Here is a 1,046-nt window from a genome sequence, read left to right on the forward strand (position 1 = left end):
TCGCCGCAGTTCATTCTTCCGTCCACAACCATTTCAATCAGGAACGCGCCCTCTACAGCAGAGACAATTTCAAGCTCAACCGCGCCGCTGCTCTCTCCGAGTGGCGCCAACTTTGTTCAGCATAAGTGCCGGCATTTAGGGGTAAACAGAGACTGGTTCGAATTGGTCTGACAGTACCCATAAAATCATTGAAACCGGTGCCATGATTGGCAAGATGGTCATCGCCTTGTGAGGGGAAAAAATTGGCACAGAGCGAGGATCTAGACGGTCAGTACGACTATGTCATTGTCGGCGCCGGAACGGCAGGCTGCGTGCTTGCCAACCGGTTGACCGAGAACCCGAATACGCGGGTCCTGCTTTTGGAGGCCGGGAAGTCGGACAATTACCACTGGGTGAAAATCCCGGTGGGTTATCTTTATTGCATTGGCAACCCGCGGACCGACTGGATGATGAAAACCGCCAATGAGCCGGGGTTGAACGGGCGCAGCCTTGTATATCCGCGCGGCAAGGTTCTGGGTGGCTGCACGTCTGTGAACGGCATGATCTATATGCGCGGACAGGCGGCGGATTACGACCATTCGCGGCAGTTGGGAAATCCCGGTTGGGGCTGGGATGATGTGCTGCCGTATTTCCTGAATTCAGAAGACCATCATGAAGGTGGCACGGACAAGCACGCAAGTGGCGGCGAGTGGAAGGTTCAGACCGGTCTTGTCAGAAGAACTTTGCTTGAGAGGGGTAGGGCGGTTGCGTAGCTTTTGCCCATGACCAGACCTGCCTCTTTCAAGTACTTTAAAACCAGTCCCGAGATCATCCGCCTTGCGGTGATGCTGTACATCCGTTTCCCGCTCTCGCTTCGGAATGTCGAAGATCTGCTGCACGAGCGAGGCATCGACGTGAGCCACGAAACTGTCCGATATTAGTGGAACAGGTTTGGCCCGATGTTTGCTGCTGAAATCAGACGGAAGCGTATTCAGCAACTCCGAGCCTTTTCAAAATGGAAGTGGCATTTAGACGAAGTATTCGTGAAAGTGAACGGCAAACGCCAC

3 pseudogenes are annotated in these 1,046 nt (G+C 53.9%); all 3 read left to right on the top strand.

The window, feature by feature from the left end:
- Positions 1 to 125: pseudogene (locus DK510_RS23395) on the top strand (IS6 family transposase); the annotation flags it as partial.
- A 117-nt stretch (positions 126 to 242) separates the two neighbouring features.
- Positions 243 to 731: pseudogene (locus DK510_RS19325) on the top strand (GMC family oxidoreductase); the annotation flags it as partial.
- 30 nt (positions 732 to 761) lie between these two features.
- Positions 762 to 1,046, top strand: a pseudogene (locus DK510_RS19330) (IS6 family transposase); the annotation flags it as partial.

This window comes from Ruegeria sp. AU67, assembly GCF_900312795.1.
Lineage (GTDB): Bacteria > Pseudomonadota > Alphaproteobacteria > Rhodobacterales > Rhodobacteraceae > Ruegeria > Ruegeria atlantica.